17 protein-coding genes are annotated in these 13704 nt (G+C 69.3%); 5 read left to right on the top strand and 12 right to left on the bottom strand.

Annotated elements, in window-relative coordinates:
- Positions 1 to 24 precede the first annotated feature (24 nt).
- Complete coding sequence (locus ACIBK4_RS17580; protein ID WP_398995638.1) at positions 25 to 924, top strand: SDR family oxidoreductase; 900 nt, start codon at positions 25 to 27, stop codon at positions 922 to 924.
- Between the two features lie 13 nt (positions 925 to 937).
- Here ACIBK4_RS17580 and ACIBK4_RS17575 read toward each other — a convergent pair whose 3' ends face one another.
- From ACIBK4_RS17575 to ACIBK4_RS17560, 4 genes are all read right to left on the bottom strand, one after another.
- Positions 938 to 1699, bottom strand: a complete 762-nt coding sequence (locus ACIBK4_RS17575; RefSeq protein ID WP_398995782.1) for an IclR family transcriptional regulator — start codon at positions 1697 to 1699, stop codon at positions 938 to 940.
- 247 nt (positions 1700 to 1946) lie between these two features.
- Complete coding sequence (dmpG, locus tag ACIBK4_RS17570; RefSeq protein ID WP_398995637.1) at positions 1947 to 2957, bottom strand: 4-hydroxy-2-oxovalerate aldolase; 1011 nt, start codon at positions 2955 to 2957, stop codon at positions 1947 to 1949.
- Positions 2954 to 3904 (bottom strand): acetaldehyde dehydrogenase (acetylating), encoded by a 951-nt coding sequence (locus tag ACIBK4_RS17565; RefSeq protein ID WP_398995636.1) that lies wholly within the window; start codon positions 3902 to 3904, stop codon positions 2954 to 2956. Before ACIBK4_RS17565 ends, dmpG begins: the two co-directional genes overlap by 4 nt.
- On the bottom strand, positions 3901 to 4731 hold the full coding sequence (locus tag ACIBK4_RS17560) for a 2-keto-4-pentenoate hydratase (protein WP_398995635.1): 831 nt from the start codon (positions 4729 to 4731) through the stop codon (positions 3901 to 3903). Before ACIBK4_RS17560 ends, ACIBK4_RS17565 begins: the two co-directional genes overlap by 4 nt.
- Positions 4732 to 4962: 231 nt before the next feature.
- Here ACIBK4_RS17560 and ACIBK4_RS17555 point away from each other — a divergent pair, with 231 nt between their 5' ends.
- The gene (locus ACIBK4_RS17555; RefSeq protein WP_398995634.1) at positions 4963 to 6567 is read left to right on the top strand and encodes an FAD-binding protein; all 1605 of its coding nucleotides are present in this window, start codon (positions 4963 to 4965) and stop codon (positions 6565 to 6567) included.
- 3 nt (positions 6568 to 6570) lie between these two features.
- On the opposite strand, the gene ACIBK4_RS17550 is transcribed toward ACIBK4_RS17555, so the two are convergent.
- Positions 6571 to 7080, bottom strand: coding sequence for a hypothetical protein (locus tag ACIBK4_RS17550; protein WP_398995633.1), 510 nt, complete (start codon positions 7078 to 7080; stop codon positions 6571 to 6573).
- Complete coding sequence (locus ACIBK4_RS17545) at positions 7077 to 7409, bottom strand: DM13 domain-containing protein (protein ID WP_398995632.1); 333 nt, start codon at positions 7407 to 7409, stop codon at positions 7077 to 7079. Before ACIBK4_RS17545 ends, ACIBK4_RS17550 begins: the two co-directional genes overlap by 4 nt.
- On the opposite strand from ACIBK4_RS17545, the gene ACIBK4_RS17540 reads away from it, so the two are divergent.
- On the top strand, positions 7399 to 7614 hold the full coding sequence (locus tag ACIBK4_RS17540; RefSeq protein WP_234444410.1) for a hypothetical protein: 216 nt from the start codon (positions 7399 to 7401) through the stop codon (positions 7612 to 7614). The two genes, ACIBK4_RS17545 and ACIBK4_RS17540, sit on opposite strands and share 11 nt — an antisense overlap.
- Before the next feature lie 60 nt (positions 7615 to 7674).
- Here ACIBK4_RS17540 and ACIBK4_RS17535 read toward each other — a convergent pair whose 3' ends face one another.
- Both ACIBK4_RS17535 and ACIBK4_RS17530 read right to left on the bottom strand, forming a co-directional pair.
- A complete protein-coding gene (locus ACIBK4_RS17535; protein WP_398995631.1) occupies positions 7675 to 8280 on the bottom strand; it encodes a TetR/AcrR family transcriptional regulator in 606 nt (201 codons plus the stop codon).
- 36 nt (positions 8281 to 8316) lie between these two features.
- Complete coding sequence (locus ACIBK4_RS17530; RefSeq protein ID WP_398995630.1) at positions 8317 to 9177, bottom strand: alpha/beta fold hydrolase; 861 nt, start codon at positions 9175 to 9177, stop codon at positions 8317 to 8319.
- 168 nt (positions 9178 to 9345) lie between these two features.
- On the opposite strand from ACIBK4_RS17530, the gene ACIBK4_RS17525 reads away from it, so the two are divergent.
- Positions 9346 to 10218, top strand: coding sequence for a VOC family protein (locus tag ACIBK4_RS17525; protein ID WP_398995629.1), 873 nt, complete (start codon positions 9346 to 9348; stop codon positions 10216 to 10218).
- 53 nt (positions 10219 to 10271) lie between these two features.
- Here ACIBK4_RS17525 and ACIBK4_RS17520 read toward each other — a convergent pair whose 3' ends face one another.
- Genes ACIBK4_RS17520 through ACIBK4_RS17505 form a run of 4 tightly spaced genes read right to left on the bottom strand, consistent with a single transcriptional unit; the run spans position 10272 to position 12657 of the window.
- Positions 10272 to 10463, bottom strand: a complete 192-nt coding sequence (locus ACIBK4_RS17520) for a ferredoxin (protein WP_398995628.1) — start codon at positions 10461 to 10463, stop codon at positions 10272 to 10274.
- 13 nt (positions 10464 to 10476) lie between these two features.
- On the bottom strand, positions 10477 to 11289 hold the full coding sequence (locus tag ACIBK4_RS17515) for a mycofactocin-coupled SDR family oxidoreductase (protein ID WP_398995627.1): 813 nt from the start codon (positions 11287 to 11289) through the stop codon (positions 10477 to 10479).
- Positions 11290 to 11305: 16 nt separating this feature from the next.
- Positions 11306 to 11515, bottom strand: a complete 210-nt coding sequence (locus ACIBK4_RS17510; RefSeq protein ID WP_398995626.1) for a hypothetical protein — start codon at positions 11513 to 11515, stop codon at positions 11306 to 11308.
- Entirely contained in the window at positions 11512 to 12657 is a 1146-nt protein-coding gene (locus ACIBK4_RS17505; protein WP_398995625.1) for an amidohydrolase family protein, read from the bottom strand. Before ACIBK4_RS17505 ends, ACIBK4_RS17510 begins: the two co-directional genes overlap by 4 nt.
- Positions 12658 to 12837: 180 nt before the next feature.
- Here ACIBK4_RS17505 and ACIBK4_RS17500 point away from each other — a divergent pair, with 180 nt between their 5' ends.
- Complete coding sequence (locus tag ACIBK4_RS17500) at positions 12838 to 13701, top strand: mycofactocin-coupled SDR family oxidoreductase (RefSeq protein WP_033280449.1); 864 nt, start codon at positions 12838 to 12840, stop codon at positions 13699 to 13701.
- The last annotated feature ends 3 nt before the right edge of the window (positions 13702 to 13704 follow it).

Genomic DNA, 13704 nt, shown 5'->3' with positions numbered 1-13704 from the left:
CACCCCCTTCAAGGAGCGAATCCCATGAACAACATCGTCGTCATCACCGGCGCGTCCAGCGGCTTCGGCGCCCTCACCGCCCGCACTCTCGCGCGCCGGGGCAGCATCGTCTACGCCGGCATGCGCCAGACCGGCACCCGTAACGCGCCGCAGGTCCAGGCAGCCGCCGCCTACGCGAAGGAACACGGTGTCGACCTGCGCTCCATAGAACTCGACGTGAACGCGCAGGCCTCCGTCGACGCGGCGATCGACCAGGTCGTCTCCGAACACGGCCGCATCGACGTCCTGATCCACAACGCCGGCCACATGGTCACCGGACCGGCCGAGGCCTTCACGCCGGAACAGCTCGCCGAGCTGTACGACGTCAACGTCCTCTCCACCCAGCGCGTCAACCGCGCCGCGCTGCCCCATCTGCGCGAGGCCGGCCGGGGTCTGGTGATCTGGGTGTCGAGTTCGAGCGTCAAGGGCGGCACGCCGCCGTATCTGGCGCCGTACTTCGCCGCCAAGGCCGCGATGGACTCCCTCGCCGTCAGTTACGCGGCCGAGCTGGCCCGTTGGGGTGTGGAGACGTCCATCGTGGTGCCCGGTTCGTTCACCAGCGGCACGAACCACTTCGCCCACTCCGGGCACCCGGCGGACGGCGCGGTCGAGGCGGAGTACGAGACGCGGTACACCGGCCTGATGAGTCAAGTCGCCGAGAAGCTCGCCGCGTTGGAGCCCGAGGGCGCGGACGCCTCATTGGTCTCGGACGAGATCGCCCGCATCGTCGCGCTCCCCTCCGGACAGCGTCCGTACCGGGTGCACATCGACCCGGCCGAGGACGGCTCCGAGGTGGTCTCCGTCGTGGCCGACCGCATCCGCCGCGAGTTCCTGACCCGCGTCGACCTCGCGGACCTGCTCTCCGTGCACCCCGCGGCGGCCTGACCCGCCCGCCCGGCTACGAGGTCACCGCCTCCACCACCTCCCGCCGGTACGTCTCCCCGCCCCCGAACAACTCCTCGGACACGGCCCGCACTGCATTCACGACCAGCGGAGCGACCAGTTCCAGCGGGGCGCGGCCGTCCCCGACGACCGAGATCGCGCCGACCGGACCGTCGGGTCCGCGCAGGGCGAGGCCCACGCAGCCGAGGTCGGGGAAACACTCGCCCCGGTCGATCGCCAGCCCGTTGCGACGGCGTACGGTGCCCAACTCCCGGTGCAGGAGGTCGAGTCGGCCGATGCTGTGCGAAGTGCGGCACTCCATCGCCTTCTGGTACCGGGCGTCGATCTCCTCCGGACTCAGCCAGGCCAGCATCGCCTTGCCGAGACCGGTGCAGTGGGCGACCGCCCGCCCGCCGACCCGGGAGGGGATGTCGACCGCCGCCCGGCCGCCCACCTTGTCGAGGTAGTAGATCTCCGGGCCGTCGAGCACGGCGAGATGGACGACCATCTTCGTCCGGACGGCCAGGTCGAGGAGTTGGGGTGCTGCCGCCGCGCGCAGCGTGCTGTGCCCGATCTCCCGCCCGCCCAGACCGAGTGCGCGCGGCCCGAGCGCGTACCCGGCGACCGTGTGGTGCAGCCAGTCCAGGCGCACCAGTTGGTCGAGGATCCGGTGGGTGGTGGAGCGCGGGAGGTGGGTCCGGCGGGACACCACTTCGAGGGTGAGGTGTGTCTGGGGCCGCTCGAAGAGGTCCATGATCAGCGTCACGCGCTCCATCATCGACGGCGGCAGCGCATGCCGGTCGGCCTCGTATCGCGGGTCCAGGCGAAGGGCAGACGTCATCGTCAATGCCTCTCTGCTCAAACTGAAATCAATTCTAGTTCGGCGCCTGCGTCAACGTATCAATGGCATCGGAGCCCGGCCAAGAGGCGTGCACGAGTTTATTGGTACGCCCGGTCTAAACAATGCACGAAAATGCCGCTCCCCGGTGCACGAACCCGGGGAGCGGCTCAGCGACAACGCGCGATCAACAGCCGCGCGTCAGGTCGAGCGCGATGTCCACGATCATGTCCTCCTGCCCGCCGACCAGCCCCCGCCTGCCGACCTCCTGAAGGATCGTGCGGGCGTCTAGGCCGTACTGTCCGGCCGCCGTCTCGGCATGCCGCAGGAAGCTGGAGTAGGCGCCCGCGTAGCCGAGGGTCAGGGTCTCCCGGTCGACGCGCACCGGGCGGTCCTGGAGCGGGCGCACCAGGTCGTCGGCGGCGTCCTGGAGGGCGAACAGGTCACAACCGTGCTCCCAGCCAAGGAGGTTGGCGACGGCGACGAAGGGCTCGATCGGGCAGTTGCCGGCGCCCGCGCCCTGTCCGGCCAGGGACGCGTCCACCCGGGTCACGCCTTCCTCCACCGCCGTCACCGAGTTGGCGACCGAGAGGGAGAGGTTCTCGTGCGCGTGGATGCCGATCTGGGTGTCCGGGTCGAGCACGTCGCGGTAGGCGCGGATACGGTCGCGTACGCCGTCCATGGTCAGCCGGCCGCCGGAGTCGGTGACGTAGACGCAGTGTGCGCCGTAGGACTCCATCAGCCGTGCCTGGCGGGCGAGTTCGGCGGGGTCGGTCATGTGGGCCATCATCAGGAAGCCGGAGACGTCCATGCCGAGTTCGCGGGCGATGGCGATGTGCTGGGCCGCCACGTCGGCCTCGGTGCAGTGGGTGGCGACGCGGACCGAGCGGACGCCGAGGGAGTACGCCTGCTTGAGTTCGGCGATGGTGCCGATGCCGGGCAGCAGCAGGGACGTCAGGGTCGCGCGGTGGATGGCGCCGGCAGCCGCCTCGATCCACTCCCAGTCGGTGTTGCTGCCGGGGCCGTAGTTGAGGCTGCCGCCCGACAGGCCGTCGCCGTGGGCGACTTCGATGGCGTCCACGCCCGCCCGGTCCAGGGCCGCGCTGATGGCGGCCACGTTCGCGGGCGTGATCCGGTGCCGGATGGCGTGCATGCCGTCCCGCAGGGTGACGTCCTGGACGTAGAGCCTGGGGGTCACCGGGTCACCTCGCTGGAGAAGCTCCGGGCGATGCGTTCGGCGACCCGCAGGGCGGCCGAGGTCATGATGTCGAGGTTGCCGGCGTAGGCGGGCAAGTAGTGGGCGGCGCCCTCGACTTCGAGGAAGACGGACACCTTGGTGGTGACCTCGGAGGCGTCGCCGCTGAAGAGCGTGTGGATCGGATCGCCGGCCGGTATCGGGGTGAACTGCACCTGCTGCTTGAGCCGGTAGCCGGGCACGTACTCGGCGACCGCGTCCACCATGCCCTCGACCGAGGCCCGGATCTGCTCCTGGTCCGCGTCACCGATCAGGCAGTACACCGTGTCCCGCATGATCAACGGAGGTTCGGCCGGGTTGAGCACGATGATCGCCTTGCCCCGCCGGGCACCGCCCACCTTCTCGATCGCGGCGGAGGTGGTCTCGGTGAACTCGTCGATGTTGGCGCGGGTTCCGGGTCCGGCGGACTTCGAGGCGATCGAGGCGACGATCTCGGCGTAGGGCACGGGTGTGATCCGGCTGACCGCGTGCACGATCGGGATGGTGGCCTGGCCGCCGCAGGTGACCAGGTTGAGGTTGTCGACATCGTTGGCGAGGTGCTCGTCGAGGTTCACCGGCGGTACGACGTACGGACCGATGGCGGCAGGGGTGAGGTCGACGAGCCGTTTGCCGTACGGGGCAAGGCACTTGGCGTTCTCGACGTGCGCCTTCGCCGAGGTCGCGTCGAAGACGATCTCGATGTCGTCGAAGCCGTCCATCCGGATCAGCCCGTCCACGCCCTCGTGCGTGATGGGCACCTTCAGGCGCGCGGCGCGGGCGAGGCCGTCCGAGTCCGGGTCGATGCCCACCATCGCGGCCATCTCCAGGGTGTCGGACAGGCGTAGCACCTTGATCATCAGGTCGGTTCCGATGTTGCCGGAGCCGATGACGGCCACCTTGGTCTTCGTCATCCTCGGTCCTTGGGTGAGAAGGTCGCGGCCACCGTGCCGAGGCCCGTCAGTTCGGCCCGTACGGTGGTTCCTGGCGGGGTGGGGACGAGCGGGCCGAGCGCGCCGGAGAGCACGACCTGACCCGCCCGCAGCGGGTCGCCGAACTCCCGGGCGGTGCGCGCCAGCCAGAGCAGCGCGGCAAGCGGGTCGCCGAGGCAGGCGGTGCCGTCGCCCGCCGACGCGAGCTTGCCGTCGGCGTACAGCCGCATGGTCACGTCCCGGGGTTCGAACGCCTTCAACTCGACCTGTTCGGCGCCCAGTACGAACAGACCGCTGGACGCGTTGTCGGCGACGGTGTCCGTGATCGCGATGTCCCATTCGGCGACCCGGCTGTCCACGATCTCCAACGCGGCGACCGCGTACGCGACGGCGGAGCGGACCCGCTCGATGTCGAGACCGTCGTCGTCGAGGTCGGCGGCGAGGACGAAGGCGATCTCCGCCTCGACCCGGGGCTGCAGCAGCCGCCCGCTCGGCACGGCCGGCAGTGCGCTGACGTCCATGTCGGCGAGGAGCACCCCGAAGTCGGGCCGGTCGACGCCCACTTGGCGCTGTACCGCCTCGGAGGTCAGCCCGATCTTGCGGCCGACGACGCGTGCTCCGGCCGCGATCCGGTCGGCCACGACGCGCTGTTGGACGGCGTAGGCGAGGCTGATGTCGCTCGCGCCGAGCAAGTCCCGTACGGGCGGGCAGGGTTGGCGGTCACGGGCGGCGCGGGTGAGTCGTACGACCGCCTCGGCCACCGCCGCCTCACGGTCCGCCACGGCCCTCGGTTCCCAGATGTCAGTCATTCGCATCCTCACCTCGTGATGGTCTCCAGCCTGGGCATCCGTGCCCGATCGCGGTCCCGCGCGTTCCGCTCACCGGGACTCGCTCCGCGCGTGGACAACCGGTCTCGCTCAGCGAGATGACCGGCCGGAGCCGTCGAAGTGGCTCGATACCGTCGCCGGCACATCGCGAAAGGTTGTGGCGTTGAGCCGCGCTCGGCCGTCGAGTTCGTCAGCACACCTGAGGAGGTCAGGATGACCAGCAACGAGGACATCTACGACGTGATCGTCGTCGGGTCGGGCGGGGGTCTGGTCGGTGCCTGTGCCGCGGCGTCGCGCGGCCTGCGCACGCTCGTCGTCGAGAAGACCGACCAGGTCGGCGGCACGACCGCCTACTCCGGTGCCGGTCTGTGGTTCCCCGGCTCCGCGCCGCTGAGGCGGGCCGGTCTGGACGAGAGCATCGAAGACGCAAGGGCGTATCTGCGCACCGTCGTCGACGACGACTCCCGGGAGCCGCTTCAGGACGCGTATCTGCGGGCCGGTGCCCAAGTGATCGACGAGCTGGAGCAGAACCCGTGGTTCCGGTCGTTCGAGTACGGACCGGTGCCGGACTACTACCCGGAGATCGACGGCGCCTCCCCCGCGGGCCACACCATCTTCCCGCCTCAGGTCACCGTCGCCGAACTCGGCGAGCACGCACCGCTGGTGCGCACCTGTCTGCCCGCCGAGCGATGGGGACGCGCCGAAGGCCCGGTCCTCAGCGGCGGCCGCGCACTGATCGGCCGGACGCTCGCGGCCTTCCTGGAGACGGGCCACGGTTCGCTGCGCCTCAACACCGCGTTCGAGAGCCTGGTCGTCGAGAACGGCCGGGTCGTCGGTGTGCGGGCGGTGAGCGACGGCGAACCGGTCACGTTCCGTGCCACGGGCGGGGTGATCCTCGCGGCCGGCGGTTTCGAGCGCGACCAGGAGCTGCGCGAGAAGTACCAGCCGGTTCCGGAGCGCGCGAGCGAGTGGACGCACGGCGCGCCGGGCAACACGGGCGACGCGCTCCGGGCCGGAATGGCGATCGGCGCCGACACCGATCTGCTCGACGCGGCCTGGTATGTGCCGGGACTGGTGTGGCCGGACGGCCTCCCGCTGTTCCACACCGGCACGCGGGGCGGAATCTGGGTCAACGCGGCGGGCGAACGCTTCGTCAACGAGGCCCGCCCCTACGACCAGGCGGGCCGCGAGATCGTCCGCCTGCACACCACGACAGGGGTTTCGCACATCCCCGCCCACTGGATCATCGACCAACGCCAGCTGGACCGGGACGGCTTCGGCGGCCCGTACGACGAGCCGGTCCGCGCCGAGTGGTTCGCATCCGGCGCGCTCAAGAGGGCTGATTCCCTTGAGGAGTTGGCGAAGCTGATCGACGTACCGCTCGATGCCCTGCGCGCGACCGTCGAGGAGTTCAACGGCTACGCGCACGCCGGGATCGACGAGAAGTTCCACCGCGGCGAGACGCCCTGGGACCGGATCGCCCACCACGTGCTGGGCTTCCCCGCCCTTCCCGAACTCAACTACCCGGCACCGCCCACCCCGGACTGGCCCAACCCCCTGCTGCTGCCGCTCGACACTCCGCCGTACTACGTGGCGACCATCCTCCCTTCCGACATCGGCACCAAGGGCGGCCTGAGGATCGACGAGCACGCGCGCGTGCTGCGCCCGGACGGCACCCCGATCGACGGCCTGTACGCGTCCGGGAACACGGCCGCCGCGATGTCGGGACGCGTGTACCCGGGCGCGGGAACGCCGATCGGTTCGAGTGTCGCGTTCTCCTATCTGGCGGTGCTGGACATCGCGAGCGCTACGACCTGACGCTCAGAGCCAGCGGCGGAACGGCTCCTGGAACACCACCAGGTCAGGACGCCTCCGGACCACCGCCCTCTCCGCGAGAGTCGTCACGGAGAAGCGTGAGGCCAGCAGCGGCCAGGCGATGACCACCATCGACAGGGCCGCCATCACCGGATACTCGGTGATGAGCTGGTCCGCGCTCCAGTACGTCAGCAGTGTGAAGGCGGACATCAGAGACGCGGGCAGCGAGAACACCCCCATCACCAGGACGACGCCCAGCGTTGTCTCCAGAAGGGGCATCGCGAAGCCGAAGAAATGCGGCCAGCCGGCGAGAGCGAAATCCGCGAAGCTTTTGAAGAAACCCGGAACCCGACTGTTCGACTTCGCACTGTTCGCCACCAGCAAGATGTCCGCCGCGCCGAAATGCGCCCGGTATTTCAACGTCCCCTCATGGAGCCAGAGGACGCCGAGGGCGACTCTGGCCGCGCCGACAACAGCCGACGCGATCAGAGTCGGGCGCGAAAAGAACGTCTTCATGACAGTTTCGCGGCGCCGAATACCGCCTTCGCCTTGTCGCAGTGGATGACCACGTTGGTGTACATGGCCGCGTCGACGCCGTTGAGCGCGAACATCTGGGACTTCTCGTCGAACTTGACGGCTCCGAGCTGCTTGCCCGCCGACACGGCAGCCTCATCCGTGCCGTTCGTGAGGTAGACGTGCAGGTCCGGGCCCTCGTCGGAGGAGAAGCCGGAGAGCGTGACGCCCGAATCGCTCACCTTCGCGGCGCCGGTCACCTTCTTGCCGTTGAGGCCCGCGAACATTCCCGTCCTGTCCGCCGACTGCACAGCCGCCTTCGTGGCCGACATGGTGGGCGCCGCTTTCGAGGTGGAGTCGCTGTTGTCGGACCCGCCGCACGCCGTGAGCGTGAAGGAAAGGGCAACGAGAGCCACGCCGACAAACCCGATTTTCCGCATGCCGAACTTCCTGTTCTTGATTCCGCTGGGAATCGGCGGCAAGAGGAACGGGCTGCCGCCGACGGGAACCAAGCTACCTACGGAATACGGGAAATGACCCCGCGACCGGGGGGACGTAAGAATTGCTTCACATTCTCCGCGGGCACCGTTCGGCCGGCTACGGCGTGAGGAGCAGCCGCGCGGCCAGGCGCATGTTGGTCTCCGCCTCTTCGGTGGAGATCTCCTCGGTGAGCATGGCCACGAACAGACCCCACCAGCCGTAGATGAGCAGCCGCGCCCTGCTGCGGTCGGTCTCCGAGGCCTCGTCGGCGCCGAGGAGGCGCAGGATGGCCTGTCCCAGGGCGCTGTCGACGATGTCGATGCGGGCCGGGACGGCGGTCGCGTACTCGGTGAACGACGAGAGCGCCACGGCCGAGGCGAGCAGGGGGCTGTCCAGCAGCTTCACACTCAGCGTGATGAGCAACTCGGCGACCTCGGCGGCGGCGTCCGTGCCTTCGGCGGCAGCCATGTGCTCGTGGCTGCCGAGATACTGCTCGATGTGCCACTCCAGGACGGCCATGAACAGGTACGGCTTGGACGGGAAGTAGCGGTACAGCGTGGCGATGGCGACGCCGGCCTCCTTGGCCACGTCGTGCATCTGCACACTGGCGAGGCCCTCGCGGGCGCCGAGTTCGGAGGCGGCGCGGAGGATGCGGACCCGGCGGGCGATCTGGCTGCTCGACATCGGGGCCGCGGGCTGCCGTCCCTCAGCGGGTCTCGCCACGTCGCCCCCCATGTCGTCCGGTGCTCCCGCCGACGCTCAGGATGCCTCGGAGCGGGTCAGGAAGGCCAGGACGGCGCTCTCCCAGGCCTCCTTCTGCTCGATCATGGCCCAGTGGCCGCAGTCGGGCAGCACATGCAGTTCCGCTTTCGGAATCGTACGCATCGGGATCAGCGCGCTCTCCAGCGGAGTGACCCGGTCGTCGCGGCCCCACGTCAGCAGAGTCGGCGCGGTGATCTTGTGGAGAGCGGCCCAGATGGGCTGGTCGGAGTGCGCCTGCGCGGCCTGCATCGCGGCCATGGCCTGACGGCCGTAGATCCGGCGGGAGGCCTCCAGGGTCGCGGGGACGGTGGCGGTCTGCCAGCGTTCCTCGACGAGTTCCTCGGTGAGGAGGGCCGGGTCGTGGACCATCGACCGCAACCACTGGACCAGGTTCTCGCGGGTCGGGTTCTCGGCGAACTCGACCAGCAGGTTGAGGCCTTCGCTGGGGCCCGGCGAGAGGATGTTGCGGCCCACGCCGCCGATGGTGACGACCCTGCGGAACAAGTCCTTGTGGGCAACGGCGAGTCCGGCGGCGACGAAGCCGCCCATGGAGTTCCCGATGACGTCGACGCGGTCGAGGCCGAGGCCGTCGAGGAAGCGCAGGACGGCCTTGGGCGCCGCCATCATGGGGTTCTCGTCGGTCGGATCGCTGACCCCGAACCCGGGGAATTCCAGGGCGAGGCAGCGGAAGTGCTGCGCGAACACCGGGAGATTTCCCCGGTAGTTGCGCCAGCCGGTGACGCCCGGACCCGAGCCGTGCAACAGGAGCAGGGGCGGCCCGTCGCCCGCCTCGTGGTAGCGCAACGTACCCTCGGCGGTGCGCAGTTCGCGCAGCGTGTCCTCAGCGGTGAGTGTCATGACGGTGCGTGGCCTCCGGTCGCGGGATGACAGGCGACCGTCACCGTGCCACCGCGTCCCGGCCGGGCGCCCGACTCCTCCCGATCAGTGGGACGTGCACGGCACCTGGTCCGCCGCGCTGATTAGCGTCGGGCTGCCAGGAGTTGACGACGGTGATGGGAGAACCTGATGGGTGTGCGCTCACTCGGGTATGTACGGCTGGAGTCCAGCGACATCGGGAAATGGAAGGTGTTCGGGGCGGATTTCCTCGGCCTCATGCCAGTTGAGGGCGGCGACCCGGAATCCCTCTACTACCGGATGGACGACTATCCGGCGCGCATCGTGGTCTCCCCCGGTTCGCAGAGCGGGATGACCGCGCTCGGCTTCGAGGTCATCGACGAGCGGGAGTTGGCGCGGCTCGTCGCCGACGTCGAGAAGACCGGCATCAAGGTGACCGCCGGCACCGAGGACGAGGCGGCCGAACGCAGGGTCACCGGCTTCGTCAAGTTCAACGACCCGGGCGGCAACCCGGTCGAGCTGTTCTACGGCGCGATCCTCGACCATGTCCCGGTGCACACGCCGCTGGTCTCGGGCTTCCTGACCGGTGACATGGGCTTCGGGCACGCGATCGTCTCCGCCGAGGACGCGCGGGGCACCTTCGACTTCTACGTCAACACCCTCGGCTTCATCGAGCGCAACACGATGCGCTCACCGGGCGGCACCACGTGGTTCATGGGCTGCAACCCCCGCCACCACACCCTGGGCGTCACTCCGGCGCCCGGCCCCGGGCGGCTGCTGCACTTCATGGTCGAGGGCAGGACGTTGGACGACGTGGGCCGCGCCCTGGACCGGGCCGCGAAACTCGACGTCCCGATGATGCACTCGCTCGGCAAGCACACCAACGACCACATGGTGTCCTTCTACGTGTGGTCCCCGGAGAACTACGCCGTCGAGTTCGGCTGGAACGGCCTGCAGGTGCCGGAGCCGGTGCCCGTCTACGAGATCACCGACGGTGCGTTCTGGGGCCACCACTTCACCCCGCCGCCGCAGCCCGCCGGCTGACCCGAGAAGCACGACAGGAGCCCCACGGTCTACGGCCGTGGGGCTCCTCTGCGTCACAGCTCGACGGTGATGGCCCGCTCAGGGCAGGCCAACTCCCCGTCCCTGGCGGCCTGTTCGAGTTCCGCAGGCACCTCGCCGTCGAAGGGCAGCGCATAGCCGTCGTCATCGAGCCGGAACACCTCCGGCGCCGCCGCCGCACATCGCGCGTGCCCGGAGCACAGCGACGAGTCGATCGTGATCTTCATGCACAACTCCGTTCTACGGCTTGTTCGTCGAGCCCGCGTCGACGGTGAACTGGAGACCCGTGACGTACCGCGCCTCGTCCGAGGCCAGGAACAGCACCGCGTTCGACACGTCGCGCGGTTCGACGTACGGGGCAAGGGGGTTCATCGCGGCCAGCGCGAACAGCGGTTCCCGCGCGGCGAGTTCCTCGATCGGGACGCCGACGGTGATGCCCGTGTCGCTGACGCCGGTGGGGTGCACGGTGTTCACCCGGATGCGGTGCGGGGCGAGTTCGTTCGAGAGCGCCTTCATCAGGCCCACGACACCGTGCTTGCTGGCCACGTAGTGGGCGTACGGCACATGGCCGCGGATACCGGCGGCCGAACTGGTGATGATGACGGAACCGCCCTGCCCCGCCTCGATCATCCAGGGGATGGCGGCACGCACCGTGTTCCAGGGGCCCTTGAGATTGACGTCCATGACGACGCCCCAGGCCTCCTCGGACAGTTCCCACGCGGCGCCGATGCTCATCACACCGGCGTTGGCGACGACCGTGTCGAGCCGCCCGAACTCCTCCCGCGCCGCGTCGACGGCGGCCCGCATCTCCCCCACCGACCGCACATCGGCCTGGACCGCGACGCACCGCCGCCCCGTCCCCCGCACCAACTCCGCGGTCTCTTCGAGCTGTTCCTTCGACGCCAGTGGATACGGCAGCTCATCACTGATGTCGTGGCACACGTCGGTGACGACGACATCGGCCCCCTCCTCCGCCAACCGCACGGCGTGGGAACGGCCCTGACCACGGGCCGCCCCCGTGACGAGCGCGACCATTCCTTCGACTCGCCCCACGCCAACTCCCTTTCGCTCAGCGGACATTCAGGTCCTCGGCGGCCTCACGCAGGGCGCGCAGCCGCGTGGCGAGGAGTTCGCGCTCGGCCTCGTCGCCCGCGCCGAGTTCGGCCAGCCGGCGGGCGGTGAGCGCGATCTCCTCCTGGAGGCGGCCGTACGCCTCGTCACGGGTCAGCAGGTCGAGGTCGGTCCAGTCGGAGCGCTCGGACTCCGGGCGCCCGCTCATGCGGGGAGGTTGTAGAGGCGGCGGGTGTTCAACTCCACGATCTTGTGCACCTCTTCGTCGGGTACGTCGGCGAGGACCTCGGCGGCGTAGGCACGGCTCTTGGGCCAGTAGGAGTCGGAGTGCGGGTAGTCGCACTCCCAGGTGATCTTGTCGACGCCGATGTGATGGCGTACGTCCACGCCGAACCGGTCGTCGATGAAGCAGCCGTGCATGTGCTTGTGGAACAGCTCCGAGGGCCGCACGGTCTGGTTGACGTTCTGGTAGAAGCGGTGCCGCTCCCAGGTGCCGTCCATCCGCTCCAGCAGGTAGGGGATCCAGCCGATACCTCCCTCCGACAGCCCCACCTTGAGGCCGGGGTGGTTGTGGAACACCGGCGAGAAGATCAGGTCGGCGGTGGCGTACATGGAGTTGCAGCCGAACAGGGAGATGGTCACCGCGAAGGGTGCCTCCGGCGCGGTCTTGGGGGCCGCGCCGGAGGTGCCGAAGTGCAGGCACAGCGGCATGTCGGTCTCCACGGCCGCCGTGAACACCGGGTCCCAGTGGTCGGTGTGGAACGACGGCAGGCCCAGCGGCACCGGGTTCTCCGGGAACGAGATCGCCTTGGCGCCCTTGGCCGCCGTACGCCGGATCTCGGCCGCGCAGGCGTCGACGTCCCACAGCGGCAGGATGACCAGCGGGATGAGCCGGCCGGGGGCGGTGGCGCACCACTCGTCGAGCACGAAGTCGTTCCACGCCTGGACGCACAGCAGGGCGAGTTGACGGTCCTGGCCGTCCAGGAAGATCGTGCCGGCGAAGCGCGGGAACGACGGGAAGCACAACGCGCCCCAGACGCCGTCCAGGTCCATGTCGCGCAGGCGGGCCTTCGGGTCGTAGCAGCCCGGGATCATCTCGTCGTAGCGGGTCGGTTCGAGGCCGAACTCCTCGGGTGACTTGCCCGCGACGGCGTTCAGGCCGATGTACGGGTAGATGCGGCCCTCGTAGTTCCACACCTCGGCCGGGGCCTGGCCCTCTCCGCGCGCCTGCTCCACGATCCGCGGTCCGGCCTCCCGGTACTTCGCCGGCAGGCGGTCGGCCCACAGGCGTGGCGGCTCGATCAGGTGGTCGTCGGTCGACAGCAACTTCATCCATGGCTGCAATGGCATCGATGTGCTCCCTCGATCTCACGGACTCTCTAGCACCGGCCGAATTGTGTGCACTGTTCGTGTCCCACTGAACGGAAACAGGCCACCGACTGCCCCAGTTGACCCCGATCATGGATCACGAGCAGCCTCACTCAGCATCATTCAGGCTACTCTTTTATCTCCGGCGGAAGGAGTCCCACGATGGGCCGAGTACAGGACAAGGTCGTCTTCATCACCGGCGCCGCGCGCGGACAGGGCCGCGCCCACGCGCTCCGGCTCGCCGCGGAGGGCGCCGACATCATCGCCGTCGACCTGTGCGAGGACATCGCCACGAATGCGTATCCGCTGGCCACTCAGGACGACCTGGACGAGACCGTGCGGCAGGTCGAGAAGCTCGGCCGGCGCATCGTGGCGCGCAAGGCGGACGTACGCGATCCGGCGGCGCTCAAGGCTGCCGTGGCGGACGGGGTGGCCGAGTTGGGGCGGCTGGACGCCGTCGTCGCCCAGGCCGGTATCGCCCCGCTGGGTCCCCAACAGGGCATTCAGGCCTTCATCGACGCCGTCACCGTCGACTTCAACGGTGTCGTGCACGCCGTCGAGGCCGCCCTGCCCCATCTGCCGGACGGCGCCTCGATCGTGGCGACCGGCTCCATCGCGGCGCTGACCCCGGCGACCGTCGACAACCCGTCCAACGGCCCCGGAGGGCTCGGCTACTCCTTCGCCAAGCGCCAAGTGGCCGCGTTCGTCCACGACTTGGCGACGGTGCTGCTGTCCCGGCGGATCCGGGTCAACGCGCTGCACCCCACCAACGTCAACACGGACATGCTCAACAGCGACATCATGTACCGCTCGTTCCGGCCCGACCTCGACAACCCGACCCGTGAGGACGCGCTGCTGTCGTTCCCGGCGACGACCGGCATGGACATCCCCTACGTCGAGCCCGAGGACGTCTCCGACACCGTGCTCTTCCTGGTCTCCGACGAGTCCCGCTACGTCACCGGGATGCAGATGCGGGTCGACGCGGGCGGGTACGTGCGCAAGCGCCCCCAACTCCCCACGTTCTGACTG

This window comes from Streptomyces sp. NPDC050528, assembly GCF_044457795.1.
Classification (GTDB): domain Bacteria; phylum Actinomycetota; class Actinomycetes; order Streptomycetales; family Streptomycetaceae; genus Streptomyces.
The sequence above is the reverse complement of the archived record's forward strand: the minus strand, read 5'-3'. Positions and strand labels throughout refer to the sequence as shown.

Excerpts from the sequence above, each read along its gene's own strand:
- ACIBK4_RS17580 (WP_398995638.1), top strand. The coding sequence starts at position 25 with ATGAACAACATCGTCGTCATCACCGGCGCGTCCAGCGGCTTCGGCGCC.
- ACIBK4_RS17575 (WP_398995782.1), bottom strand. The coding sequence starts at position 1,699 with ATGATGGAGCGCGTGACGCTGATCATGGACCTCTTCGAGCGGCCCCAG.
- ACIBK4_RS17565 (WP_398995636.1), bottom strand. The coding sequence starts at position 3,904 with ATGACGAAGACCAAGGTGGCCGTCATCGGCTCCGGCAACATCGGAACC.
- ACIBK4_RS17560 (WP_398995635.1), bottom strand. The coding sequence starts at position 4,731 with ATGACTGACATCTGGGAACCGAGGGCCGTGGCGGACCGTGAGGCGGCG.
- ACIBK4_RS17555 (WP_398995634.1), top strand. The coding sequence starts at position 4,963 with ATGACCAGCAACGAGGACATCTACGACGTGATCGTCGTCGGGTCGGGC.
- ACIBK4_RS17550 (WP_398995633.1), bottom strand. The coding sequence starts at position 7,080 with ATGAAGACGTTCTTTTCGCGCCCGACTCTGATCGCGTCGGCTGTTGTC.
- ACIBK4_RS17545 (WP_398995632.1), bottom strand. The coding sequence starts at position 7,409 with ATGTCGGCCACGAAGGCGGCTGTGCAGTCGGCGGACAGGACGGGAATG.
- ACIBK4_RS17530 (WP_398995630.1), bottom strand. The coding sequence starts at position 9,177 with ATGACACTCACCGCTGAGGACACGCTGCGCGAACTGCGCACCGCCGAG.
- ACIBK4_RS17525 (WP_398995629.1), top strand. The coding sequence starts at position 9,346 with ATGGGTGTGCGCTCACTCGGGTATGTACGGCTGGAGTCCAGCGACATC.
- ACIBK4_RS17520 (WP_398995628.1), bottom strand. The coding sequence starts at position 10,463 with ATGAAGATCACGATCGACTCGTCGCTGTGCTCCGGGCACGCGCGATGT.
- ACIBK4_RS17510 (WP_398995626.1), bottom strand. The coding sequence starts at position 11,515 with ATGAGCGGGCGCCCGGAGTCCGAGCGCTCCGACTGGACCGACCTCGAC.
- ACIBK4_RS17505 (WP_398995625.1), bottom strand. The coding sequence starts at position 12,657 with ATGCCATTGCAGCCATGGATGAAGTTGCTGTCGACCGACGACCACCTG.
- ACIBK4_RS17500 (WP_033280449.1), top strand. The coding sequence starts at position 12,838 with ATGGGCCGAGTACAGGACAAGGTCGTCTTCATCACCGGCGCCGCGCGC.